Genomic DNA, 22,178 nt, shown 5'->3' with positions numbered 1-22,178 from the left:
CGGCACCGGGAGGATTTCAGTAGCGCGGCAAAGCGGGGTCGACCTCGTCGACCCAGGCGAGGATGCCGCCGCGCAGGGAGGCGACCGGCCCGTCGTACCCCTCGTTCAGCAGGGCGCGGACGGCAGCCGCGGATCGGGCACCGGACTTGCAGTGCAGCACGAGAGTGCGCCCGTCCGGCTGGCCGACCCGGCGTACCCCGACGTCGACGGCGTCCAGGTGCTCGGCGAACGGCAGCGACACGATGTCGCGCTCGGCCGGGGTGCGTACGTCGATGACGCGGGCGCCATCGCTCGCCAACAGCTCGCGCAGCGCAGCGGGTGAGACCTCCGGCACGGGCGACTCGGTGACCGGCCGCGGCAACGAGGTGATGGTGGGCGCTTCGCCGCACACGGGGCACCCCGGATCGGCCGCGACCGGCAGCGTGTCCCAGCTCTGAGCGAGCGCGTCGTGCACCAGCAGTCGGCCGATGAGCGGCTCTCCGACCCCGAGGATGAGCTTGACGACCTCGGCCGCCTGGATCGCGCCCATCACGCCGGGTACGGCGCCGAGCACGCCCGCCTCGGCGCACGACGGGATGGCGCCGGCCGGGGGCTGGTGAGGGAAGACGCAGCGGTAGCAGGGCCCTTCGCCCACCGACCACACGGCGGCGCGCCCCGCGAAGCGCTCCACGGACGCCCACACCAACGGCAGACCCAGCAGCACGCAGGTGTCGTTGAGCAGGTAGCGGGTCTCGAAGTTGTCGGTCGCGTCGACCACCAGGTCGTGGTCCGCGGCCAGATCCATCGCGTTCCCGGGCTCGAACCGCTGCGCGACCGCCTCGAACTCCACGTCCGGGTTCGCTCGCGCGACAACGGTTCTGGCCACCTGCGCTTTGAGAGCACCAACGTCACCCGGGGTGAAAAGCACCTGCCGCTGCAGGTTGGACAGCTCCACGACGTCGTCGTCGACCACGGTCAGCCGACCGACGCCGGCGGCGGCCAGATAGGACACCACGGGGGCGGCGAGGCCCCCCGCACCGACCACGAGCACGCGGGCGGTCGCGAGCCGTCGTTGACCCGTGTCGCCCATCTCCTCGAGCAGCAGATGCCGGGAATAGCGCTGTACCTGGCCTTGTTCCAACGGCGGTCCGGGGGTGGTCAGAGGTCGGCGCGTCACATCGGCAACGGTAGTCGTGGGAATAGGATGCCGACCTAACTCGCCGGTAGGGGGCCGACTCGCGCGCAATCCGCGCCGGGACGGTCGGTCCGGCCGGAGGATGGAGTCAGAGTGGGAAGCCAGACCGATGTGTACGCCCGGGGTGGGCGACTTCCGCGATCGGCGCGCCGCGCGCAGCTGCTCGAGGCGGCGCAGGCCGTGTTCGCCGATTCCGGGTACCACGCTGCGTCGATGGACGAGATAGCGATCCGCGCCAGTGTCAGCAAACCCGTGCTCTACCAGCATTTCCCGGGCAAGCTGGACCTCTATCTGGCATTGATCGACCGGCACACCACCGAGGTGCCCCGGCTCGTCCAGGAGGCGCTCGCCGCAACCCACGACAACGCCACGCGCGTCGCGGCGGCGATGAGCGCGTTCTTCGAGTTCGTCGAGCGCGAGGACGGTGCCTTCCGGCTGGTCTTCGAGTCCGACCTCATCGACGAGCCCGCGGTCCGTCAGCGGGTGCGCCAGATGGACGCAGCGTGCGCGGCGTCGGTCGCCGCCGTCATCGCCGAGGACACCGATCTGACGCCGCAACAGGCCCAACTGCTCGGCGTGTCGCTGGTCGGGATGGCACAGGTGGTCGCCCGCGATTGGCTGCACCAGGAGGCGGCCACCCGCATGTCACGTGCGGAGGCCGAGCGTCTCGTCATCGCCCTGGGGTGGCGCGGGCTCGCCGGATTCCCGAAGACCGCCGAATAGCCCACCCGGCCCGGACGCAGCCCCGTGGAATCTTCTGGGGCCGCACGCGCTTACGGTGGGTAGGAGATCAACCTGCGACGGTCGGCGTACGCCGGCCCCGACTACCCGGAAGGACCCCCGATGGAGGTCAGGATCGGCGTGCAGCACGTGGCACGCGAAGTTGTGCTGGAGTCAGAGCAGACCCCGGACGAGGTGCGCGACCTGGTCGCCGCCTCGCTCAAATCCGGCGAGCCGCTGGTGCTCGCCGACGAGCGCGGCCACACCGTGACGGTGTCGGCGTCCGCGCTCGCGTACGTCGACGTCGCCTCGGAGCAGGTACGACGGGTCGGTTTCGGCAGCTGACCGAACTGTGGCTTCAGCCATAGAACCTGACTAACGCCCAGCGTGCCGCGGCCGAAGTCACGGGGCTCGCGGTAACCGAGTGATTCGTAGAAGGCTCGTTGACCGGGCTCGTCGTCGGTGAGCAGGACCTTCTGGCGCACCGAGCCGAAGGGTTGAAGCGCGGTCTCGACGAGACGGCGGCCGACCACGACGGTGGTCGAGCTGGCTAGGGCAGCTCGGAGCACCTCGGGGTCTTCTACATAAGCCAACCGAGCGGTACAAGGCGAGGACCTCATCGAGGTCCTCGGGTGTCGCCGACTCGGTGACGACGTCCGCTCGGCAAGCGACCTTCCGCCGCGCTCGATGTGGGCTGTCGGTGGGCGGTGATTGAATTCATACATGAGTTCGACACCGGGTCTCGCAGCTGTCAGTGACAGCGCGGGCGGTGCTGTGGCTGCTGCTCTTTCGGCCGTGGACCCGTTGGACGAGGTCGGGGCGATCTGCGGGCGGTTGAACGCCGCACACGCCGACCTGATCGACCTGGTCACCGACCTGGTGCGCGAGGAGTCGTGGGCGATCGGTGGGATCCGCTCCCCCGAGCACTGGTTGACCTGTTTCGCCGGAGTCTCCCCCGCCACCGCTCGCGACCTGGTCCGGATCGCCACCCGGTCCGCCGAGCTACCCGCCCTGTCCCGGGAGGTGCACTCCGGTCGGCTGTCGCTGGGTCAGGCCGCCGTGGTCGCCGCGCACACCCCGACCGGGTACGACCAGGCCGTAGTGGACCTGGCTGTGCACGCCACCGTGCCCCAACTGCGCCGGGCCCTGGTCAAATACGACTTCGCCACCACCAACGACGCCGACGCCGACAGCCCCACCCCACCACCGGAACCGTTCTCGGTCGCGGCGCAACCGGCGGAACTGTCGATGTGGTTCGACCACGACCGGTTCCACCTGAGCTACTCCGCACCCGCCGACATCGGCGCCCTGGTCCAACAAGCCCTGGCGGAGGCCAAAGACGCCCTCTTCCTCGCGACCGACACCAAAGAACAGGGGCGGCGGGTGCGTCTCGCGGACGCGATGGCCCAACTGGCGACCCGATCCCTGCAGGCTGGTACCACCGGGATTGCCGGGCGGGCCGACAAATTCCGGATCTACCTGCACCTGGACACCACCGGCCAAGGCTGGCTCACCACACGCGGCGCCCTACCACCGCACCTCCTGAGGAAGTGGACCTGCGACGGGGTGCTCCAACCCGTCTGGGAAACCGGCGGCACCCCCGTGAACGTCGGACGCGCCCACCGCATCGTGCCCCGCCGCACCCGGCGCCTGGTCGAAGACCGCGACCGCGGCTGCGCCTACCCCGGCTGCGCAGCCATCCACCACCTGGAATGCCACCACATCACTCACTGGGCCGACGGCGGACCCACCAACATCGACAACCTGATCAGCCTGTGCCCTCACCACCACGACCGCCATCACGCAGGCGACTTCACCATCCGACCAAGCGGCGGTCGCCCCGGACGGTTCCGATTCGCCACCCGCCACGGCCACCCGATCGAACCCGCCGCCGCCACCGCCCCACCCGGCACAACACCACCCCCGGTTCAGCCAGCACCACCGCGCTACCCCGGACCCACCAACGAGATCCTGCACCTGGACCAGGTCAGATTCCGCCGACGGAGTGAGCGCCTCAGGCAGTAAGGCCGAGGGTCTCCATCCGCGCCTTGTGGGCATCGGTGAGCCGGGTGAACAGCTCCGACAGCTCCTCCAGGGACATCCCGCTGCCCGAGCCGTCGGCCACGAGGAACTTCTCCAGCTGGTCGTTCTCCGCGATCGTCAGCTGCGCCTGAGTGATGGCTTCGCCGACCAGGCGCCGTCCCCACAGGGCGAGCGTGCTCGCGACCCGGCTGTCCGCGGCGATGGCGTCGCGCAGCTGCGCCTCGACGTAGTCGGCCTGCTCGTTGTCGCCCAGCACCTCCAACATCAGGGTCCGGCTCTCCGGGTCGACCCACTGGGCGCACTCGCGGTAGAAGTCGGTGGCGATCGACTGCCCGGCGTACGCCTTCATCAGGCCCTCGGTCCAGTTCTTCGGCTTCGTACGGCGGTGCCACTCGTCGACCGCATCGACCACCGGCTCCATTGCCCGCTGCGGGTCGGCGCCCAACTGCCGCAGTCGCTCCGACAACGCCTGATAGTGCTCGAATTCGCGCACCGCGAACGCCGCCATGGCTTCCTTACGCCCGACTCCGGGCGCCATCCCGGCATCCTCGACAGTGGCGAAGAAACTCTTCAGTTCGCCGTAGGCGAGCACCCCCAGCAACGCCGTCACACCTGACCGGAAGACCGGGTCCTGCAGGTCCGCGTCGGTGGGTCGTTCGTCGGAAGTCTGCGTGGGCGAGTCGGTCATCACGCGATGCTAGCGGGGCGGATGGGGAACTACCGGTAGACTGCAGGTTGTCAAGAGGTGCCCGGTCGGCATACGACACGTTCGACATCAACTTCGCCAGCGCACGCGCGCCGGCAGCGACATCCCCCGATCGGCTCCCCCAACCACTCACCGTGGCGCGACCCTGCGTCCGCACGCGTGGGGCCGTTCGATAAGGAAATCGCGTCATCATGACGACCCAGCCCGACCACATCACCCTGCCCGACGACGACGGCGACGACGTGGGCACCTACGTGCCCGAGGCCGCCGGTCCCGTGACCCCGCCCAGCTTCTCCGACTTCGGGGTGCACCCGCTGATCGTGCAGGCGCTAGCCGACTCAGGGATCCACGCACCGTTCCCGATCCAGGCCATGACCCTGCCGGTTGCTCTCGGCGGCCACGACATCATCGGCCAGGCCAAGACCGGCACCGGCAAGACCCTCGGGTTCGGGGTGCCGCTGCTGCACCGCATCGTCTCCCCCACCGACCCCGGGTACGACGACCGCCCGGCGCCGGGCAAGCCCCAGGCCCTCGTCGTCGCGCCGACACGTGAGCTCGCCAATCAGGTGATGGGCGACATCAAGACCGCTGCCTCACTGCGGGGCATCCGCGTGACCGCGATCTACGGTGGCCGTGCGTTCGAGCCGCAGCTCGAGGCGTTGCGCGCCGGTGTCGAGGTCGTCGTGGGCACCCCCGGCCGTCTCATCGACCTGGCCGGCCAGGGCCACCTCGACCTGTCCTACGTGCAGACCGTCGTCCTCGACGAGGCCGACGAGATGCTCGACCTGGGGTTCCTGCCCGACGTGGAGAAGCTTCTGGCGATGACCCCCGCGTCGCGCCAGACGATGCTCTTCTCCGCGACCATGCCCGGAGCAGTCGTGGCCCTCGCGCGTCGCTACATGACCCAGCCCACCCACATCCGCGCGATCAACGAAGAGGGCGACTCCGGGCACACCGTCGCCGCGATCGAGCAGTTCGTCTACCGCGCGCACGCCATGGACAAGGTGGAGATGCTGGCGCGCATCCTGCAGGCCCGCGAGCGCGGCCTGACCATCGTCTTCAGCCGCACCAAGCGCACCGCCGCCAAGGTGGCCGATGACCTGCGCGAGCGCGGTTTCGCCTCGGCGTCGCTGCACGGCGACCTGGGACAGGGTGCCCGCGAGCAGGCGCTGCGCGCGTTCCGCGCCGGCAAGATCGACATCCTGGTGGCGACCGACGTCGCGGCCCGCGGCATCGACGTCGAGAACGTGACCCACGTCGTCAACTACCAGTGCCCCGAGGACGAGAAGACCTACCTGCACCGCACCGGCCGCACCGGTCGTGCGGGCAACACCGGCGTCGCGGTCACCTTCGTGGACTGGGACGACCTCCCGCGCTGGGGCCTGATCAACAAGGCTCTCGACCTGGGCATCCCCGACCCCGCGGAGACCTACTCCTCCTCCCCGGAGCTCTTCTCCGACCTCGACATCCCCACCACGGCTACCGGCAGGCTGCCCCGCTCCGAGCGCACCCGCGCCGGGCTGGACGCCGAGGTCCTCGAGGACCTCGGCGAGACCGGCAAGGCGCACCGGGCACCGTCCCGCGGCGGCAACGACCGCTCACGCGGCGACCGCGGCGGACGCGACGGCCAGCGCGGTGGAGACCGCACCGGCGGAGGTCAGGGCAGCGCACCGGCCGCCTCGGGTGACCGTCCGGCACGTTCGCGCAACCGCCGTCGTACCCGTGGCGGGTCGCCGCAAGGCTCCTGAGCCCGGTGCCGCCGGACCGGCGTAGCGTCGGGGCATGACCTCGACACAGACCCCACTCGGCAGCGGATTCGGCGCAGACTCGACGGCGGCTCAGGTCCTCGAGGGCGTCGACCTGCACGGTCGGCGCGCCCTCGTGACCGGCGGTTACTCCGGCATCGGCATCGAGGGCGTCCGCGCGCTCGACGCCGCCGGGGCACAGGTGGTCGTGCCCGCCCGACGGGTGGACGAGGCGCGCGAAGCGCTGGCCGACGTCCCCGACGTACAGGTCGTGCCGCTCGATCTCAGTGATCTGCAGAGCGTGCGCGCGGCGGCCGAAGGTCTTGCTGCGCAAGGCGATCCGTTCGACATCGTGATCGCCGGAGCGGGCGTGATGGCATCGCCCTACCAACTGGTCGGTGACGGCTGGGAGAGCCAGTTCGCGACCAACCACCTCGGTCACTTCGCCCTGGTGAACCGACTGTGGCCGCACCTGGCCGATGGCGCCCGCGTGGTCAGCGTGTCCTCGGTCGGCCACCACCGCAGCGGGATCCGTTGGGACGACATGTGGTTCGCGGGCGGTTACGACAAGTGGGACGCCTACGGGCAGTCCAAGACCGCGAACGCGCTCTTCGCCCTCGAGCTGGACCGTCTCGGCGCGGACCGCGGGATCCACGCGTACTCATTGCACCCGGGCGGGATCCTCACGCCGCTGCAGCGGCACCTGCCGAAGCAGGAGCAGATCGCGATGGGCTGGATCGATGAGTACGGGACGCCGAGCGACGTCTTCAAGACGACCGAGCAGGGCGCAGCCACTCAGATCTGGGCCGCCACGTCAGCCAAGCTCGCCGACCATGGCGGCGTCTACTGCGAGGACTGCGACATCGCGCCGATGGCCGACGGTGACCAGCGCGTGGGCGTCAAGCCGTGGGCGCACGACCCGGAGCAGGCGCAGCGCCTGTGGCAGCTGTCGGCAGAGCTGACCGGGGTCAACGCCTTCGCCTGAGCCCGCACCCACGAGGACAGGGTCGCGGCGCGCTCGATGGAGCGCGCCGCGACCCTGTTCGTGTCAGAGCCTGAGCAGAATCAGGCGGAGATGGTGCTGGTGTCGATCACGTAGCGGTAGCGCACCTTGCCGTCCACGACCTTGTCGTAGGCCGCGTCGACCTCGTCGGCACCGATGACCTCCACCGTCGCGCCGAAGTCGTGCTTGGCGCAGAAGTCGAGCATCTCCTGGGTCTCGGGGATGCCGCCGATGTTGGACCCGGCGACCACCTTGCTGCTGCCGATCAGCAGACCCGGTGCGATCTCGTACTTCTTGGGCGGCAGGCCCACCGAGACGAGCACGCCACGGGCCTTCAGCAGCCCGACGTAGTCCTCCATGGGCAGATCGGCGCTCACCGTGTTGAGGATGATGTCGAAGTAGCCCTTGAGGTCCTCGAAGACCTTCCCGTCCTTGGTGGCGAGGTGCTTGGTCGCACCGAGCTTGACCGAGTCGTCGGCCTTGTCGGTGGTGCGCGACAGCACGGTCACCTCGGCGCCCATGGCGGCCGCGATCTTGACGCCCATGTGGCCGAGGCCGCCCATGCCGATGACGGCGACCTTGGTGCCGGGGGCGGCGCCCCAGCGGCGCAGCGGGGAGTACGTCGTGATGCCGGCGCACAGCAGCGGCGCGGCGACGTCCAGTCCCAGGCCCTCGGGGATGGTGAGGACGAAGCGCTCGGAGACGACAACACCCTGGGCGTAGCCGCCCTTGGTCTTCTCACCGTCGTAGCCGGTGCCGTTGTAGGTCATCACGGCGCCCTTGACGCAGTGCTGCTCGTAGCCCTCCTTGCAGAACTCGCATTCGCCGCAGGAGTCGACCATGCAGCCGACACCGACGTGGTCGCCGACCTTGACGCGGGTCACGGCGTCACCGACCTCGGCGACGACGCCCGCGATCTCGTGGCCGGGCACCATCGGGAAGATGGCGGTGCCCCACTCCTCACGGACCTGGTGGATGTCGCTGTGGCAGATGCCGGCGAACTTCACGTCGATGCGGACGTCGTCGTCGCGCAGCGCGCGAAGCTCGACGGGGCCGGCCTCGAACGAGCCGCTGGGCGACGCGACGGACAGGGCAGGAGTTGTTGTCATATCACCGACGTTACGACCGCGCGGGGGTCTCACGCCAATCCGGTGAGCCTCGTCACTCCTGCGGTTCGAGCGCGGCCCACGACTGTTGTTCCGGACCCATCAGCTGCCCCTCCGGGCAGTGCTGGCGGTAGTCGCACCACCGGCACAGCGCTGACGGGCGGGGCGCGAACACGGGCGATTCGACGCCCAGCTCGGCGTACGACGCGTCGGCCGCGCGCAGGTCGCGCCCGATGGACTCCGCCTCGGCGGCCTTGCGTTCCAGCGACTCCGGCGTGTGCTCGTGAGCCACGACCTCGCCAGTCGGCACATGGTGCAGTTCGACGCGGGTGCACGCGCGTCGGAAGAGCCGCGCGACGGCCTGCGCGTAGAACGCCAGCGCCAACGACGTCCGCGCGTCGTCGCGCCCGAGCGGCCGCCGGGAAGTCTTGTAGTCGACGACCACCAGCTCGCCGTCACGGTCGTCGAGCCGGTCGATCCGACCGGTGAGCGCCAGGGTGGCGGTCTTCAGCCCCACCGTGCGCTCGATCCCCGCGGGCTGGGTGCTGCGATCGCTCTCGCGCAGGTAGTCCAGCACCTCGTCCGTGATCCGCGCACGCCAGCGCGCCGACTGCTCGGCGTCGCGGAACCCCACGTCGATCCAGCTGGTGCGCACCAGTTCCCGCACGGCGTCCGGGGTGCGGGCGTGCTCGGGCAGGTCCCAGAAGTCCCGCAGCACGTTGTGCACGACCAGGCCGACCGAGGTGTGCGCACGCTGTGCGCGACCGGGCGGGGAGGGCCGGTCCAGATAGCGCATCCGGTAGGCGCGCGGGCAGTCCAGCCACATCGACAGCTTGCTCGGGCTCGCGGAGTAGAGCCGTGCGGGAAGGCCGGGGATCTCGGTCTGCGTCTCCGTCTCGGATCCGCTCATGGCCACAGGATCCCGGTCGGGGACGTCGCCTGTGCCGCGATCGTCTCGAGCACGCGCGGCGTCGTGGTGTTCTCGCCGAGCCGGTTGTCCTTGCCGGTGCCGTGGTAGTCGCTGGAGCCGGTGACGAAGAGCCCCAGCTCGCTCGCCAACTCCCCCGCGCGACGGCGCGAGGCGTCGTCATGATCGCGGTGGAAGACCTCGATGCCGCCCAGGCCGGCGTCGGCCATCTCGCGGATGACGCTCTCGTCCACCACCCGGCCGCGCTGATGTGCCAGCGGATGGGCCATCACAGGCACACCACCGGCTGCGCGCACGAGCTCGACCGCGCGGGCGGGGTGCGGCGCGTAGTGCGAGACGTGATACTTCCCACTCGACGCCAGGTAGGTCGCGAAGGCCTCGTTGCGGTCGGCGACCACACCGGCGACGACCATGGCGTCGGCGATGTGCGGGCGCCCCAGCGTCGCGCCGGGCGCGGCCTGGGCTCGCACCTGCTCCCAGGTGAGACCGGTGTCCGGGGTGAGCAGGTCGACCATCCGGCGGGCGCGGTGCTCCCGGGAGTCGCGGGCGTGGTCCAGCTCACGCGTGAGCGGCTCACTGCTCGGATCGATCAGGTAGCCCAGCAGATGCACGCTGATGCCGCCGACCGAGCAGGAGATCTCGATACCGCGGACCAGGGCCACCCCCTGCTCATGCACCGCTGACGCCGCCTGCTGCCAGCCACTGGTGGTGTCGTGGTCGGTGAGCGCGACGACGTCCAACCCGGCGACCGCGGCCGCGGCCATCACCTGCTGCGGCGCCTCCGTGCCGTCGCTCTCGGTGGAGTGGGTGTGGAGGTCGATGCGCACACCCTCGACCCTATCGAGACCCGCCGACACGCCTTCGGTCATGCACAGAGCAGTTGCCCGTCTTTGTCAGACTGGAGCGATGACCTCACCGCCTGCACCCACCCCCGGCGCGCCCGCCGGGTCCGAGGTCACGATCCCCATCCGCCGCCAGGTCACGCCGCCGAGCGTGCACCAGACCGTGCGTCTGATGTACGCCGGAGCCGTCCTCAGCGTGCTCGCCGCGTTGGTGGAGCTGCACGCGCGCGGCGACATCCGCGCCTCCCTCGAGCGGCACAACGCGCACACCGGAGGCCGCCGACTCGGCGCCCACGACATCAGCGACGCCGCCGGTTTCACCGTCTCGTTCATGGTCTGCGCCGCGATCCTCAGCGCGATCCTGTGGCTGGCGTTGGCCTGGGGCATCCGGCACGGCTCACGCAGGGCCCGCCTCTTCGGCACGGTGCTGGCGGTGCTGTGCGTCCTCAAGGTCTACGGCACGCTCACCCAGGGCGGCACCCCCGTGCTCGGGGTGCTGGTGGACCTGGCGCAGCTCGCGGTGGCCGTGGCGGTGACGGTCCTCATGTGGAGCAGGCGCAGTGCCGCCCACTTCGAGCCACCGGCGCGAGATCTAGGGTGACCGCCATGCCGACCGCTCGTGCGCGCCTGGCGCCCCTCCTCATCCTTCTTGCCACCTGCTCCGTCGCGGCCTGCGGCTCCAGCGGAAGCACGACGCCGCAGACCCCGTCCTACCCGACCTCCTCGGTCCCCCTCGGGGGCACGACCGCCTCCTCCAGCACCAGCGCGTACGCCGGCAGCACCGTCAGCGCGGACAAGTCCTTCTCGGTCGTGCTCCCGATCGGGTGGAAGCCGGTCAAGAGCTCCGCGTCCGGCGTGGTGATCTTCGTGCAGGCGCCCACCGCCACGCACGGGGTGCACACCAACTTCAGCGTGCTGCGCCAGCAGGCGCCGCCCGGGGTGGCTCTGGCCGACGTCGTCGCACAGAGCCAGGCGAGCCTGCAGCAGGGCGGGTACGCCGTGACGGCCGCCTCCCCCACGACGGTCGGCGGCATCAAGGGCCAGGGGCTGACCGCCACCCGGACGGTGCAGGACAAGCAGGTCAGCGAACGGCAGTACTTCGTCCAGCACGGGTCGGCGATCTACATCACCACGATGACCTCCTCGGCGCCCGATGCGGCCGCCGCGACCGCCGCGCAGACGGGCATCTTCGGTAGCTGGGCTTGGAGTCGTTCCTAGCCGGTGCGACGATGCCGGTATGAGTGAGAAGCAGCCGGCGGCCGAACATCGCAGCAAACCCACGAGCGCGCAGTTCCGTTCGTTCGTGGCCTCCGGGTGGGCACCGCGCCCGGATCAACCCACCCCGCGCGAGCCCGTGGCCGACCACACCGGTGCGCGCCGCGACGCACTCGGAGCCCGGTTCCCCGGCGAGCGACTCGTCATTCCCGCCGGAGGGCTGAAGGTCCGCAGCAACGACTGCGACTACGTCTTCCGGCCACACACCGCGTTCGCGCACCAGACCGGCCTCGGCGGCGACCGCGAGCCCGACGCGGTGCTCGTGCTGGAGCCGACCGAGGACGGCGGCCACGAGGCGACGATCTACTTCCGCCCGCTCGCCGGCCGCGACACCGAGGAGTTCTTCGGCGACTCCCGCTACGGCGAGTTCTGGGTGGGTGCCCGCCCGCGACTGGAGGACGTGGAGTCCGAGCTCGGCATCGGCGCACGGCACATCGACGAGCTCAAGGACGCGGTGTCCAAGGACGCCGGCGAGGTGACCGTGCGGGTGGTGCGCGACGCCGACGCGGAGGTCACCGCGCTGATCGACGAGATCCGTGCGCAGACCGCGCAGACCCAGCAGCAGGCCGGCGACGACGACGACCGCGACCGGCACGAGCTGGACGACGAACTGGCCCGGGTGCTGTCCACCCAGCGGCTGGTCAAGGACGACTTCGAGATCGACCAGATGCGCGCCGCCGTCAGCGCGACCGCGCGCGGTTTCGAGTCCGTGATCGCCGACCTTCCGGACGCCGTACGCCGTGGGCGCGGCGAGCGCTGGGTGGAGGGTGTCTTCGGGCTCACCGCGCGTCACGAGGGCAACGGCGTGGGGTACGACTCGATCTGCGCCGCCGGCGACCACGCGACGACCCTGCACTGGATCCGCAACACCGGTGAGATCAAGGAGGGCGACCTGCTGCTGCTGGATGCCGGCGTCGAGGTCGACGCGCTCTACACCGCCGACATCACCCGCACCTTCCCTGTGACCGGCCACTTCTCCGATGCCCAGCGCAAGGTCTACGACGCGGTCTACGCCGCGCAGGAGGCGGGGCTGGCCGCCGTACGCCCCGGAGCCACGTTCGCCGACATCCACGCGGCGGCGATCCGGGTCATCGCCCAGACGCTCTTCGACTGGGGTCTGCTGCCGGACGGCGTCGACGTGGAGGCGACCCTGGACAAGGAGCACGGCCAGTACCACCGCCGCTGGATGGTGCACGGCACCAGTCATCACCTCGGTCTGGACGTGCACGACTGCGCGCGGGCCCGCGACGAGGACTACATGCAGGGCACGCTGACCCCCGGCATGATCGTGACGGTCGAGCCGGGCCTGTACTTCAAGGCCGACGACGAGCTCATCCCGCCGGAGCTGCGCGGCATCGGCGTGCGCATCGAGGACGACGTGCTCGTCACCGCCACCGGCCACGAGAACCTGTCGGCGGCCATGCCCCGCACGAGCGCCGAGGTGGAGGACTGGATCGCGCGCGTCTGGGCCGAGCGCTCCTAGTCGCTCAGGCGTGACCGGCGTTGTTGCCCGGCTCACCGGGCAGCTCCGGCCCGGTGTCGCCGGGCACGGCGTCCTTCGCGTCTTCCTCACTGATGCGCACGCCGGCGAGCGGGTCGCCGCCGGCGGTGCCAGGCTCCTCGGTGACGGGCTGCTGGGTGTCGGTGGTCGGGTCTTCGGTGGTCGGCTCGTCGGTGTCGCTCATGCGTTCGACGCTAACAGCAGCCGCCGACGTCGCACCGTTACGCTCCCGGCATGACCGTGCCCGTCACGCCCGCCGCGCCCGCCGCGGCCGCCGCGCCCGCCGCCTTCGGCAAGTCCGCCATCTGCTGGGTGCAGGTCGACGGCCGGGACTGGCCGGTCTGGTACGCGCCGGTGGGCGACGTCGCGTACGTCGTGTCGGGTCCGGGTGAGCAGGATCTGCCCGACCTTCCGGCGAGCGTGTCGATCACGGTGCGTGCCAAGGACACCCGTGAGTACGCCGGCAGATTCACCGCGTCAGCGACCCGGCTCCACCCCGGCGACGAGGAGTGGGACGAGGCCGTCGGGGCGCTGCGGCCGGCCCGGCTGAACTCTCCCGACACCGATCCGGCCGCACGCTGGTCGCGGGACGGCGCGGTCTGGGCGCTGCGACCGGATTTCGACGCGCCCGCGCCGGTCGCGCGCGACGCACCGAGTGGCGCCCGCGAACCCGCACCGACCACTGCGACCACCCGCGGACGGATGCCCGGTCACCTCGGAAAGCGTCGGCGACGCGAGGGCTAACCTGTCCACCGTGAGTTCACTGACTCGCGTGTTCATCGCGCGCATCTCCGGCCTGACGGTCCTCGATCCCCTCGGGGATCAGGTCGGCCGCGTGCGCGACGTGGTCGTCGTCTTCGCCTCGACGGGCGCCCTGCGCGCCATCGGCATGGTCATCGAGGTGCCCGGCAAGCGGCGGGTCTTCGTGCCCATGACCCGGGTCACGAGCATCGACGCGGGCGCCGTCATCACCACGGGCCTGGTCAACATGCGCCGCTTCGAGCAGCGCACGAACGAGACCCTCGTACTCGCGGAGCTGCTCGACCGCGAGGTCAACGTGCGCGACGAGGACGAGGTCTTCACCGGTCTGGTGGAGGACCTGGAGATCGAGCAGAACGCCCGCCGCGACTGGATGGCCACCAAGGTCTTCGTGCGCCGCTCCATCCCCGTCTCGGCAGCCTCGAAGGCGATGTGCCGGCTCACCCGGCGACGCAGCGGCACCACGGTGCTGGTGCCCGTCAGCGACGTCACCGGCCTGCGCCGTCAGCCCGAGGCGCAGAGCGCCGAGCGGTTGCTGGAGACCTACGAGGACCTGCGCGTCGCCGACCTGGCCGAGGTCATCCACGACCTCACCCCCAAGCGCCGCGGCGAGGTCGCCGCCGCGCTGGACGACGACAAGCTCGCCGACATCATGCAGGAGCTGCCCGAGGACGACCAGGTCGAGATCATGACCGGCCTGGACGTCGAGCGGGCCGCCGACGTGCTGGAGGCGATGGAGCCCGACGACGCCGCCGACCTGCTCGCCGACCTGCCGCCCGCGCAGGCCGAGCAGTTGCTGCAGCGGATGGCGCCCGACGAGGCCGAGCCGCTGCGCCGCCTGATGGAGTACGACGAGAACACCGCCGGCGGTCTGATGACCACCGACCCGGTGGTCCTCGGCCCGGAGGCCACCATCGCCGAGGCCCTGGCACTCGTGCGCCGCGAGGAGGTCGCGCCCGCGCTGGCGTCCTCGATCTTCGTGTGCCGCCCGCCGCTGGAGACCCCCACCGGACGGTTCATCGGCGTCGTGCACACCCAGCGGCTGCTGCGCGAGCCGCCGGCGTCCGCGGTCGGGATGATCATCGACAAGACCGTCGAGCCGGTCGCCGACGACGCGCCTCTCGGTCACGTGACCCGCACGCTCGCGACGTACAACCTGGTGAGCCTGCCGGTGGTCGACGACGCGGGCCGGCTGCTCGGCGCCGTCACCGTCGACGACGTGCTCGACCACATCCTCCCCGAGGACTGGCGGGAGGCCCGGCACGAGGGCCGCCGCTACACGCAGGCATCCGGTTCCGACGCGGCGAGCGCCTCATGACCGACGTCGACACCGGCCGCAAACGTCGCGGCGGACGTTCCCGCGCGACCCACGATCGGCGCGAGCGCGACCGCATCGACCAGCCCCAGGAGATCCGCCGGGGGTTCCTGCCGCGGTTCCGGCCCGACGGTGACCGGTTCGGGGTCCTGAGCGAGCAGTTCGCGCGGTTCATGGGCACCGCGACGTTCCTGATCTGGATGAGCCTGTTCGTCATCATCTGGCTGGCCTGGAACACCTTCCTGCCCCACTCGCTCCAGTTCGACCCGCGCAAGCTCAACTACACCCTGCTCACGCTGATCCTCAGCCTGCAGGCGTCGTACGCCGCACCGCTGATCCTGCTGGCGCAGAACCGCCAGGACGACCGTGACCGGGTCGCGCTGGAGCAGGACCGCAACCAGAACGCGCGCAGCCTCGCCGACACCGAGTTCCTCACCCGTGAGGTGGCCTCGTTGCGGGTCGCGATGCGCGAGACGGCCACCCGCGACTTCGTGCGGTCCGAGCTGCGCTCGCTGCTGGAGGAGATGGAGGAGCGCGGCCATCTGCGCTCCGCCGACGAGGCAGGGCCGTCGACGTCCGCCTCCCCGACCGGCAAGGGCTGACCCGATCGGGCGGTTCTACACTTGTGGCATGCCCACCCCCACGGTCGACGCCGTTCGTGATGCCCTCTCCCGTGTCCAGGACCCGGAGATTCACCGACCCATCACCGAGCTCGGCATGGTCGAGAGCGTCGACGTCAGCGACAGCGGCCACGTCACCGTCACCATCCTGCTCACGATCTCCGGCTGCCCGCTGAAGGCCAAGCTCACCACCGACACCACACAGGCGGTGCAGACGGTCGAGGGTGTGACCGGCGTCGACGTACGCCTCGGCGTGATGAACGACGAGCAGCGAGGCGCGCTCAAGGACCACCTGCGCGGGGGCGCCCAGGAGCGGGAGATCCCGTTCGCCAAGCCCGGATCCCTGACCCGCGTGTACGCCGTGGCATCCGGTAAGGGCGGCGTCGGCAAGTCCTCCGTCACCACCAACTTGGCGGCCTCGCTCGCGAAGCAGGGCCTGCGGGTGGCCGTGGTCGACGCCGACATCTACGGCTTCTCGGTGCCGCGGATGATGGGCGTGGAGCGCAAGCCCACCCAGGTCGACGACATGATCCTGCCCCCGGACAGCCACGACGTGAAGGTCATCTCGATCGGGATGTTCGTGCCGGGCAACCAGCCCGTGGTGTGGCGCGGCCCGATGCTGCACCGGGCGCTGCAGCAGTTCCTGGCCGACGTCTTCTGGGGCGACCTGGACATCCTGCTGCTCGACCTTCCGCCGGGCACCGGCGACATCGCCATCTCGGTCGCCCAGCTCATCCCCAACTCCGAGATCCTCGTGGTCACCACCCCCCAGCAGGCGGCTGCCGAGGTGGCCGAGCGGGCCGGGGCGATCGCGCTGCAGACCCACCAGCGCGTCGCCGGCGTCATCGAGAACATGTCCTGGCTGGAACTGCCCGACGGCAGCCGTCAGGAGATCTTCGGCAGCGGTGGCGGCGCCGCGGTCGCCGCCTCGCTCAGCCGCGCGATCGGTGCGCCGGTCGAGCTGCTCGGCCAGGTGCCCCTGGACACCAACCTGCGCGAGGGCGCCGACGAGGGTCTGCCGGTCGTGCTGCGCAACCCCGACAGCGCGGCGGCCGTCGCTCTGCGCGGCATCGCGGCGGGACTCGGCAGTCGCTCGCGCGGTCTCGCCGGACGCTCCCTCGGTCTCACTCCCGCCGGGCGGTAGTCACGCACCTGTGAGTGAGGTCAGGGCATCGACGACGTCGAGCAGCGTCAATTCATCGGGGTCCTGGCCGGTGAGCACCCACAGCACCACCGGCCCCGTCAGGATGGCCGCGGCGGCGCGCTCCTCAGACCTGCTCGCGCGGCTCGACGGTGCCGAGCGCAACACGGTGCACGCAGTCTCGAACAGGACGTCATCGGCGGCGACCAGCTCGGCCACCGCACGATCGTGCTGCGCCTCGCCCAGCAGGGCGCGATACGCGGCCCCCGCCACAGAGGTGGTCAGGAACCGCATCAGCTGGTCGAGGTATCGGCGCAGGTCGGTCCGGAGGTCGCCGCTGATCGTGACCGCCAGTTCCTCTCGCGCGTCGGCCGCGGCCGCCTCGAGAAGGATCTCGGCCTTGGTCGACCACCACCGGTAGACGGTCTGGCGACCCACGCCGGCGCGTTCGGCGATGCCCTTCATCGTCATCGCCGCATAACCGACCTCCACGAGCAGGTCGTCCACGGCGTGCAGCACCGCGGTCCGCGCCTCCTCGCTGCGAGGACGGCCCACTCGCGCGGCTTGTGTGGTCACGCATCCCATTATAGCGATACAGCGTGTCTTGTATTAGGGTGGTTCGTAACGAGGCACGGTGTCTCGTTACGAAGAGGGAGACCAGCATGCGCCGCACGAGTGGATCGGCCGCGACCGGAGGCGGGCCCGTGCTGGCCGCCGTGAGCGCCTGCACCGTCCTGGTGGTCGGTTTCGTCGCCTCGATCAACCTGGCCGTCCCCGACCTGGCTGCGAGCAGCCTGCACCCGTCCTCCTCGCAGCTGGTGTGGATCGTCGACGCCTACGTCGTCCTGTTCGCGTGCCTGGTGATCCCCGCCGGCGCGCTCGGAGATCGTCTCGGACGCAAAGGTGTGCTCATCGCAGGCCTGGTGACCTTCGGGGCAGGCGCCGCCGTCTCCGTCGTCGCACCGGACGTGGCGACCATGCTGGTCGGTCGCGTGATCTGCGGCATCGGTGCCGCAGCGGTGCTTCCGAACGGACTCGCCGTGCTCGTGCATGCGACCGAGCCCGAGGATCGGCCGCGCGCCGTCGCCGTGTGGGCAGCGATGTCCGGGGCCGGAGGTGTGGTCGGCAACGTCGGCGGCGGGGCCCTGCTCCAGATCGCGACGTGGCGGTGGCTGTTCGGGGCCGTGGTGCCGCTGGCTCTGCTGTGCGCGGCATGGGTCGCGCACATCGCGCCGCGCAGCGGGCATCACAACCGACCGGTCGACGTCCGGTCGGCCGGTCTGTTGACCTTGGCTACGCTGACCCTTCTGGTGGGCATCGTCCAGGGCCCGGACCAGGGATGGAGCAGCCCTCTCGTCATCGCGTCGTTCCTCGGAAGCGTCGTGCTCTTCACGGGCTGGACGGTGACGGAGCTGCGGGCACCCCAGCCGCTCATCGACCCGCGGCTGTTCCGCATCCCGGCACTGCGGGCAGCGTGCCTGGGCATGCTCGTGGTGTTCTTCGCGATGTTCGGCTTCTTCTTCCTCAACGCATCCCTGCTGCAGTACAGCCGAGGGTGGACGGTGCTGCAGGCCGGGGTAGGGATCGTTCCCATGACCATCCCGCTCCTCGTGGCCGCGCGCTTCGTGCCACGGCTCCTGGACGGGGTGAGCGCCCGCACCGTGATGGCTGCGGCCTTCCTCATCGTCGCCACGGGGCTGCTGGGCGCGTCGAGCGCGCTTCACCGCAGTTATGCGGTCTATGCCGGCTGGCTCGTCGTCATGGGCGTCGGTCTCACTCTGGCCCTCCCGACCCTGACGATCGCCATCTCGGCAGCGTTGCCACGAGAGCAGGCGGGTGTCGCGGGCGGCCTGCAGTCCACGACCCGCGAGTTCGGAAGCGCGCTGGGGGTCGCGGTCATCGGGACCCTCCTCGATACAGGCTTTGCGCACCGTGCGTCAGCCACCGCGGGTACGTCGGGGCACTCCCTCGCCGCGGCGCTGGCGAGCCGACCACAACCGCACGGTCCGGTCGTAGCGGCGTACACCGCGGCCGCAGGGACTGCCCTGCGCACCGTGGCCGTCGTCGCCCTCTTCACGGGGGCGCTCGTGGTCGTCGAGATGTCCTGGGCCAGGCGTCGAACCTTGCGGTCCGGACATCGCCGCCCCACGGTCACCCCCGGCGAGGCACCCGCCCATCCCCCGGAATGCTTGACCTCCCGGCCGGGTTCGCACTGATAGTGATTCCTACCCCGACCGGGGCGCAGAGGACGCAGCGCAGCACTCGAGAGGAACGGCCATGAGCGACGACCACCAGCAGCAGGCCAACATCGGGGTCGTCGGCCTCGCGGTGATGGGATCGAACCTGGCGCGCAACCTCGCGTCCCGGGAGGGCAACACCGTCGCGGTCTTCAACCGCACCCAGGCACGCACCGACGATCTCGTGCGCGAGCACGCCGACGCCGGTTTCGTGGCGTCGGAGACCATCGAGGACTTCGCGGCCTCCCTGGCCAAGCCGCGTACGGCGATCATCATGGTGCAGGCCGGCGCGGGCACGGACGCCGTGATCGACCAGCTCGCCGACCTCTTCGAGGAGGGCGACATCATCGTGGACGGCGGCAACGCCAACTTCCACGACACCATCCGGCGCGAGAAGCAGCTGCGCGAACGCGGCCTGAACTTCGTCGGCACCGGCATCTCCGGCGGCGAGGAGGGCGCCTTGCACGGCCCGTCGATCATGCCGGGCGGCTCCGCCGAGGCGTGGGAGACCCTCGGGCCGATCCTGCGCTCCATCGCCGCCGTCGCCGAGGGCGAGCCGTGCGTGACCCACGTCGGCACCGACGGCGCCGGGCACTTCGTGAAGATGGTGCACAACGGCATCGAGTACGCCGATATGCAGCTCATCGCCGAGGCGTACGACCTGCTCCGGCGCGTCGGCAGGCACTCCACGAGCGAGGTCGCGCAGATCTTCACCGAGTGGAACGACGGCGATCTGGAGTCCTACCTGATCGAGATCACCGCGGAGGTCCTGAAGCAGACCGACGCCGACACCGGCAAGCCACTGGTCGACGTCATCGAGGACCAGGCCGGCTCCAAGGGCACCGGCGTGTGGACCGTGCAGAACGCCGTCGGCCTCGGCATCCCGGTGTCCGGTATCGGCGAGGCGGTCTTCGCCCGCGCGGTCTCCTCCAAGCCCACCCAGCGGGCGGCCGTGCGTAAGACCGCGGCATCACGCCCGCAGGTTCAGGAGGTCGGCGAGGGCTTCGAGGACGACGTGCGCGCCGCGCTCTACGCCTCGAAGGTGGTCGCCTACGCGCAGGGTTTCGACCTGATCATCGCCGGGGCCAGCGAGTACGACTGGGACATCGACCTCGGCGACATGGCGAGGATCTGGCGCGGCGGCTGCATCATCCGCGCGCAGTTCCTCAACCGGATCGTCGAGGCGTACGAGAAGAACCCCGATCTGGAGACTCTGCTCGAGGACCCCTACTTCGCGAACGCGGTCGCCGAGGGTGACGCGGCGTGGCGGCGCATCGTCGGCATCGCTGCCGCCTCGGGCATCCCGGCGCCGGGCTTCTCCTCGGCGCTCGCCTACTACGACGCGCTGTCCTCCGACCGGCTGCCGGCCGCACTCGTGCAGGGGCTGCGCGACTTCTTCGGCGCGCACACCTACCAGCGGGTGGACAAGAAGGGCACGTTCCACACGTTGTGGTCCGGTGACCGCACCGAGATCGAGACGGAGCCCTCGACGCACTGACCCCTCAGGTGGCGTCGACGTCGTACGGCGTGGCGCGGTCCGGATCCCACCGGCGGTGGTCCTCGTGCGCGGCGATCCCGTCGTGGCCGAGGTAGGGCGCCTCCTCGGTCGGCTCGCCGGAGTCCTCGTCGTCGTAGAGCGCCTGGCGGATGATCTTGCGCGGGTCGTACTGGCGAGGGTCGTACTGGCGCCAGTCGATGTCCTCGAAGTCCGGCCCGAGCTGGTCCTTCAGGTTGCCCTTGGCGCCGTTCGCCATGTCACGGGCCTGCCGGATGAACGTGCGCAGCTTCTCCAGGTACTCCGGCATCCGCTCAGGCCCGATCAGGACCATGGCGGCGACGAGCAGGATCAGCAGTTTCCACGACGTGATCCCGAACATGTCACCATCCTCCCTGCGAGCCTCAGTTGTTCGTCGATGCGCTGGTCTGCACCGCGACACTACGGCTGCCGCCGTTGCTCGCGATCGTCAAGGTCACCGTGGCGCCGATCGGCTTGGAACGCAGAGCCACGATGAACGCGGTCGGACCGGCCACCTTGACCCCGTCGACCGCGGTGATGACGTCGCCGGTGGCCACCCCGGCACGCTGCGCCGGGCCGCCCGCATCCACGCCACCGACGCGCACGCCCGTCCCGTCGTAGTCCGTGTCGACCTGGATCCCGATGCTGGGGTGCTCCGCCTTGCCGGTCCTGATCAGCTGGTCCACCGTGCGCTGCACCTGTGCCGACGGGATCGCGAACCCCACCCCGATGTTGCCGCTCTGCTGGCCGTCCGACGCGCTGCTGCCCCCCGTGCTGGCGATCGCCGAGTTCACGCCCACGACCCGCCCGTGCATGTCCAGCAGCGGGCCGCCGGAGTTGCCGGGGTTGATCGCGGCATCGGTCTGCACCGCGTTGAGGTAGGACACGTCCGACATCGACTGTCCGGTGGTGACCGGCCTGTTCAGCGCGCTCACGATGCCGGTGGTGACCGAGCCGGTCAGCCCGAGGGGCGCGCCCACCGCGATGACCGACTGCCCCACGATGAGCGCGTCGGAGTCGCCGTACCGCAGGGTGGGCAGGGTGCCGTGGGAGACCTTGATGACCGCCAGGTCGTACGACGCGTCGGCACCGATGATGCGGGCGCTCGCCGTGGAGTTGTCGGAGAACTGCACCGTCAGCCGGCCGGTCGAGCCGGCGCCCTCCGCGACGTGGTTGTTGGTGACGATGTAGCCGTCGGAGCGGATCACGAAACCGGACCCGGTGCCGACGGGTTTGCCGGTGGAGTCGGCGATCTGGATGGTGACCACGCTCGGCAGCGACCGCTTGGCGATGGCGCTGACCTGGTCACCGCCCGCCACGTCCGCGGTGTCCGTGCGGTCGTAGTGGTGGGTGATGAGCGAGCCGCCGACGCCACCGACCGCACCGGCGATCAGCGCGAGCACCAGCGCGCCCCCGGCGAGCAGTCCCGCGCGGCCCTTGCGGGGCGGCGTCGGCTGCGGGACAGGCGGCGGCCCGGGCACAAGGAACGGCGGCTGAGGCCCAGGCGGGTCGGACGGCGTCATACCGGCGATTGTCGCCTACGACAC

At 70.6% G+C, this 22,178-nt stretch carries 23 protein-coding genes; 14 read left to right on the top strand and 9 right to left on the bottom strand.

Features of this window, described 5'->3' with window-relative positions:
- Window positions 1–16: 16 nt before the first annotated feature.
- Window positions 17–1,156: a molybdopterin-synthase adenylyltransferase MoeB gene (gene moeB / locus HNR15_RS04095; protein ID WP_343048411.1), complete on the bottom strand. Its 1,140-nt coding sequence runs from the start codon at window positions 1,154–1,156 to the stop codon at window positions 17–19.
- 111 nt (window positions 1,157–1,267) lie between these two features.
- On the opposite strand from moeB, the gene HNR15_RS04090 reads away from it, so the two are divergent.
- The 3 genes from HNR15_RS04090 to HNR15_RS04080 all read left to right on the top strand — a co-directional run bounded on the left by HNR15_RS04090 (window position 1,268) and on the right by HNR15_RS04080 (window position 3,919).
- Window positions 1,268–1,897, top strand: a complete 630-nt coding sequence (locus HNR15_RS04090) for a TetR/AcrR family transcriptional regulator (protein WP_179479338.1) — start codon at window positions 1,268–1,270, stop codon at window positions 1,895–1,897.
- Window positions 1,898–2,017: 120 nt separating this feature from the next.
- Window positions 2,018–2,239 carry a DUF3107 domain-containing protein gene (locus HNR15_RS04085; protein ID WP_179479337.1) on the top strand — a complete coding sequence of 74 codons (222 nt, stop codon included), beginning with the start codon at window positions 2,018–2,020 and terminating at the stop codon, window positions 2,237–2,239.
- A gap of 378 nt (window positions 2,240–2,617) precedes the next feature.
- Entirely contained in the window at window positions 2,618–3,919 is a 1,302-nt protein-coding gene (locus HNR15_RS04080; RefSeq protein WP_179479336.1) for an HNH endonuclease signature motif containing protein, read from the top strand.
- Here HNR15_RS04080 and HNR15_RS04075 read toward each other — a convergent pair.
- Complete coding sequence (locus tag HNR15_RS04075; RefSeq protein WP_179479335.1) at window positions 3,909–4,625, bottom strand: ferritin-like fold-containing protein; 717 nt, start codon at window positions 4,623–4,625, stop codon at window positions 3,909–3,911. The two genes, HNR15_RS04080 and HNR15_RS04075, sit on opposite strands and share 11 nt — an antisense overlap.
- Before the next feature lie 209 nt (window positions 4,626–4,834).
- On the opposite strand from HNR15_RS04075, the gene HNR15_RS04070 reads away from it, so the two are divergent.
- Both HNR15_RS04070 and HNR15_RS04065 read left to right on the top strand, forming a co-directional pair.
- Window positions 4,835–6,391 (top strand): DEAD/DEAH box helicase, encoded by a 1,557-nt coding sequence (locus HNR15_RS04070; protein ID WP_179479334.1) that lies wholly within the window; start codon window positions 4,835–4,837, stop codon window positions 6,389–6,391.
- A gap of 34 nt (window positions 6,392–6,425) precedes the next feature.
- Window positions 6,426–7,373, top strand: a complete 948-nt coding sequence (locus tag HNR15_RS04065) for an SDR family NAD(P)-dependent oxidoreductase (protein ID WP_179479332.1) — start codon at window positions 6,426–6,428, stop codon at window positions 7,371–7,373.
- An 80-nt stretch (window positions 7,374–7,453) separates the two neighbouring features.
- On the opposite strand, the gene HNR15_RS04060 is transcribed toward HNR15_RS04065, so the two are convergent.
- The 3 genes from HNR15_RS04060 to HNR15_RS04050 are packed head-to-tail and all read right to left on the bottom strand — an operon-like array spanning window position 7,454 to window position 10,252.
- Window positions 7,454–8,500, bottom strand: coding sequence for an NAD(P)-dependent alcohol dehydrogenase (locus HNR15_RS04060; protein WP_179479330.1), 1,047 nt, complete (start codon window positions 8,498–8,500; stop codon window positions 7,454–7,456).
- A gap of 52 nt (window positions 8,501–8,552) precedes the next feature.
- The gene (locus HNR15_RS04055) at window positions 8,553–9,407 is read right to left on the bottom strand and encodes a RecB family exonuclease (protein WP_179479328.1); all 855 of its coding nucleotides are present in this window, start codon (window positions 9,405–9,407) and stop codon (window positions 8,553–8,555) included.
- A complete protein-coding gene (locus HNR15_RS04050; protein ID WP_179479326.1) occupies window positions 9,404–10,252 on the bottom strand; it encodes a PHP domain-containing protein in 849 nt (282 codons plus the stop codon). Before HNR15_RS04050 ends, HNR15_RS04055 begins: the two co-directional genes overlap by 4 nt.
- A gap of 79 nt (window positions 10,253–10,331) precedes the next feature.
- Here HNR15_RS04050 and HNR15_RS04045 point away from each other — a divergent pair, with 79 nt between their 5' ends.
- The 3 genes from HNR15_RS04045 to HNR15_RS04035 are packed head-to-tail and all read left to right on the top strand — an operon-like array spanning window position 10,332 to window position 13,025.
- The gene (locus tag HNR15_RS04045; RefSeq protein ID WP_179479324.1) at window positions 10,332–10,868 is read left to right on the top strand and encodes a hypothetical protein; all 537 of its coding nucleotides are present in this window, start codon (window positions 10,332–10,334) and stop codon (window positions 10,866–10,868) included.
- 5 nt (window positions 10,869–10,873) lie between these two features.
- Complete coding sequence (locus HNR15_RS04040) at window positions 10,874–11,485, top strand: DcrB-related protein (protein ID WP_179479321.1); 612 nt, start codon at window positions 10,874–10,876, stop codon at window positions 11,483–11,485.
- A gap of 19 nt (window positions 11,486–11,504) precedes the next feature.
- Entirely contained in the window at window positions 11,505–13,025 is a 1,521-nt protein-coding gene (locus HNR15_RS04035; RefSeq protein ID WP_179479319.1) for an aminopeptidase P family protein, read from the top strand.
- Window positions 13,026–13,029: 4 nt separating this feature from the next.
- Here HNR15_RS04035 and HNR15_RS04030 read toward each other — a convergent pair whose 3' ends face one another.
- Window positions 13,030–13,227: a hypothetical protein gene (locus tag HNR15_RS04030; protein WP_179479317.1), complete on the bottom strand. Its 198-nt coding sequence runs from the start codon at window positions 13,225–13,227 to the stop codon at window positions 13,030–13,032.
- A 50-nt stretch (window positions 13,228–13,277) separates the two neighbouring features.
- Here HNR15_RS04030 and HNR15_RS04025 point away from each other — a divergent pair, with 50 nt between their 5' ends.
- Genes HNR15_RS04025 through HNR15_RS04010 form a run of 4 tightly spaced genes read left to right on the top strand, consistent with a single transcriptional unit; the run spans window position 13,278 to window position 16,881 of the window.
- Window positions 13,278–13,787, top strand: a complete 510-nt coding sequence (locus HNR15_RS04025; protein ID WP_179479315.1) for a hypothetical protein — start codon at window positions 13,278–13,280, stop codon at window positions 13,785–13,787.
- Between the two features lie 10 nt (window positions 13,788–13,797).
- Window positions 13,798–15,120, top strand: a complete 1,323-nt coding sequence (locus HNR15_RS04020) for a magnesium transporter MgtE N-terminal domain-containing protein (protein WP_179479313.1) — start codon at window positions 13,798–13,800, stop codon at window positions 15,118–15,120.
- A complete protein-coding gene (locus HNR15_RS04015; protein WP_179479312.1) occupies window positions 15,117–15,719 on the top strand; it encodes a DUF1003 domain-containing protein in 603 nt (200 codons plus the stop codon). Before HNR15_RS04020 ends, HNR15_RS04015 begins: the two co-directional genes overlap by 4 nt.
- A gap of 28 nt (window positions 15,720–15,747) precedes the next feature.
- Entirely contained in the window at window positions 15,748–16,881 is a 1,134-nt protein-coding gene (locus HNR15_RS04010) for an Mrp/NBP35 family ATP-binding protein (RefSeq protein WP_179479311.1), read from the top strand.
- On the opposite strand, the gene HNR15_RS04005 is transcribed toward HNR15_RS04010, so the two are convergent.
- Window positions 16,882–17,454 (bottom strand): TetR family transcriptional regulator, encoded by a 573-nt coding sequence (locus HNR15_RS04005; RefSeq protein ID WP_218883540.1) that lies wholly within the window; start codon window positions 17,452–17,454, stop codon window positions 16,882–16,884.
- An 86-nt stretch (window positions 17,455–17,540) separates the two neighbouring features.
- Here HNR15_RS04005 and HNR15_RS04000 point away from each other — a divergent pair, with 86 nt between their 5' ends.
- Entirely contained in the window at window positions 17,541–19,094 is a 1,554-nt protein-coding gene (locus HNR15_RS04000; RefSeq protein ID WP_179479309.1) for an MFS transporter, read from the top strand.
- 61 nt (window positions 19,095–19,155) lie between these two features.
- Window positions 19,156–20,613: an NADP-dependent phosphogluconate dehydrogenase gene (gndA, locus tag HNR15_RS03995; RefSeq protein WP_179479308.1), complete on the top strand. Its 1,458-nt coding sequence runs from the start codon at window positions 19,156–19,158 to the stop codon at window positions 20,611–20,613.
- Between the two features lie 4 nt (window positions 20,614–20,617).
- Here the strand turns inward: gndA and HNR15_RS03990 are convergent, their stop codons facing one another.
- Window positions 20,618–20,992, bottom strand: coding sequence for a twin-arginine translocase TatA/TatE family subunit (locus HNR15_RS03990; protein WP_179479307.1), 375 nt, complete (start codon window positions 20,990–20,992; stop codon window positions 20,618–20,620).
- A gap of 22 nt (window positions 20,993–21,014) precedes the next feature.
- Window positions 21,015–22,154 (bottom strand): S1C family serine protease, encoded by a 1,140-nt coding sequence (locus HNR15_RS03985; protein WP_179479305.1) that lies wholly within the window; start codon window positions 22,152–22,154, stop codon window positions 21,015–21,017.
- Window positions 22,155–22,178 lie beyond the last annotated feature (24 nt).

Origin of the sequence: Allobranchiibius huperziae, from assembly GCF_013410455.1 — a bacterium.
Taxonomy (GTDB): domain Bacteria; phylum Actinomycetota; class Actinomycetes; order Actinomycetales; family Dermatophilaceae; genus Allobranchiibius; species Allobranchiibius huperziae.
The sequence above is the reverse complement of the archived record's forward strand: the minus strand, read 5'-3'. Positions and strand labels throughout refer to the sequence as shown.

What these genes read in the sequence shown, in the direction of transcription:
- HNR15_RS04030 (WP_179479317.1), bottom strand. Translation starts at nt 13,227, where the DNA reads ATGAGCGACACCGACGAGCCGACCACCGAAGACCCGACCACCGACACC.
- HNR15_RS04040 (WP_179479321.1), top strand. Translation starts at nt 10,874, where the DNA reads ATGCCGACCGCTCGTGCGCGCCTGGCGCCCCTCCTCATCCTTCTTGCC.
- HNR15_RS04025 (WP_179479315.1), top strand. Translation starts at nt 13,278, where the DNA reads ATGACCGTGCCCGTCACGCCCGCCGCGCCCGCCGCGGCCGCCGCGCCC.
- HNR15_RS04065 (WP_179479332.1), top strand. Translation starts at nt 6,426, where the DNA reads ATGACCTCGACACAGACCCCACTCGGCAGCGGATTCGGCGCAGACTCG.
- HNR15_RS03985 (WP_179479305.1), bottom strand. Translation starts at nt 22,154, where the DNA reads ATGACGCCGTCCGACCCGCCTGGGCCTCAGCCGCCGTTCCTTGTGCCC.
- HNR15_RS04015 (WP_179479312.1), top strand. Translation starts at nt 15,117, where the DNA reads ATGACCGACGTCGACACCGGCCGCAAACGTCGCGGCGGACGTTCCCGC.
- gndA (WP_179479308.1), top strand. Translation starts at nt 19,156, where the DNA reads ATGAGCGACGACCACCAGCAGCAGGCCAACATCGGGGTCGTCGGCCTC.
- HNR15_RS04070 (WP_179479334.1), top strand. Translation starts at nt 4,835, where the DNA reads ATGACGACCCAGCCCGACCACATCACCCTGCCCGACGACGACGGCGAC.
- HNR15_RS04080 (WP_179479336.1), top strand. Translation starts at nt 2,618, where the DNA reads ATGAGTTCGACACCGGGTCTCGCAGCTGTCAGTGACAGCGCGGGCGGT.
- HNR15_RS04075 (WP_179479335.1), bottom strand. Translation starts at nt 4,625, where the DNA reads ATGACCGACTCGCCCACGCAGACTTCCGACGAACGACCCACCGACGCG.
- HNR15_RS04010 (WP_179479311.1), top strand. Translation starts at nt 15,748, where the DNA reads ATGCCCACCCCCACGGTCGACGCCGTTCGTGATGCCCTCTCCCGTGTC.
- HNR15_RS04085 (WP_179479337.1), top strand. Translation starts at nt 2,018, where the DNA reads ATGGAGGTCAGGATCGGCGTGCAGCACGTGGCACGCGAAGTTGTGCTG.
- HNR15_RS04045 (WP_179479324.1), top strand. Translation starts at nt 10,332, where the DNA reads ATGACCTCACCGCCTGCACCCACCCCCGGCGCGCCCGCCGGGTCCGAG.
- HNR15_RS04055 (WP_179479328.1), bottom strand. Translation starts at nt 9,407, where the DNA reads ATGAGCGGATCCGAGACGGAGACGCAGACCGAGATCCCCGGCCTTCCC.
- HNR15_RS03990 (WP_179479307.1), bottom strand. Translation starts at nt 20,992, where the DNA reads ATGTTCGGGATCACGTCGTGGAAACTGCTGATCCTGCTCGTCGCCGCC.
- HNR15_RS04035 (WP_179479319.1), top strand. Translation starts at nt 11,505, where the DNA reads ATGAGTGAGAAGCAGCCGGCGGCCGAACATCGCAGCAAACCCACGAGC.
- HNR15_RS04060 (WP_179479330.1), bottom strand. Translation starts at nt 8,500, where the DNA reads ATGACAACAACTCCTGCCCTGTCCGTCGCGTCGCCCAGCGGCTCGTTC.
- HNR15_RS04000 (WP_179479309.1), top strand. Translation starts at nt 17,541, where the DNA reads ATGCGCCGCACGAGTGGATCGGCCGCGACCGGAGGCGGGCCCGTGCTG.